The organism is Thioclava sp. SK-1 (assembly GCF_001705665.1).
Taxonomy (GTDB): domain Bacteria; phylum Pseudomonadota; class Alphaproteobacteria; order Rhodobacterales; family Rhodobacteraceae; genus Thioclava.
Genome location: NZ_MDHA01000027.1, coordinates 1 through 497, shown reverse-complemented (window position 1 = coordinate 497; position 497 = coordinate 1). Strand labels below are relative to the sequence as shown.

Sequence of the window (497 nt, the reverse complement as noted above, 5' to 3'; positions counted from 1 at the left end):
CAGTTCGAGGTAACGCCGCGCCAGGGATTTGAGCGCGATGCGATAGGCTTCTTCGACCTGCCGAAAGGCCGTGAGATCGGGCCGCCAAGCTGCCAGTGTGCGGATTAACTGCATTCGCGTCATCTTACGCAGGGGTTCTCGCAATCTGTCGGGGGCACAGACGATCGTCGTCTGGATCATTTGCAAAGCAATGCGGCGCGCCTGAACGGCTGTCTTTCGGCAAACCCTTAGAACACGGAGGCTTTCGACCATACCGTCACGGCTTCTCGGCGTCACCGTGTGTCGTTTAGCAAAGGCGGCATGGGCCGCACTTTCTGCGTCGAAGTCGTCGTTCTTGCCGCGGCGACGGCGCTCGTTTTTGTCAGGGGCAGTGACCACCTCCAGAACTTCGACGCCAGCTGTCTGCAAATAGCGCAGTAACCCTGCGCCATAGCTGCCCGAACATTCGATGCCGACGCGTTGCAGATCCCCGAAAGACCGCATCCAGTTCAACATCA

Annotated in this window: 1 protein-coding gene; it reads right to left on the bottom strand. The window is 59.0% G+C overall.

The window, feature by feature from the left end; translation table 11 throughout:
• The coding region (locus BFP70_RS04930; RefSeq protein WP_141693099.1) for a transposase at positions 1-497 on the bottom strand (497 nt) is incomplete at both ends.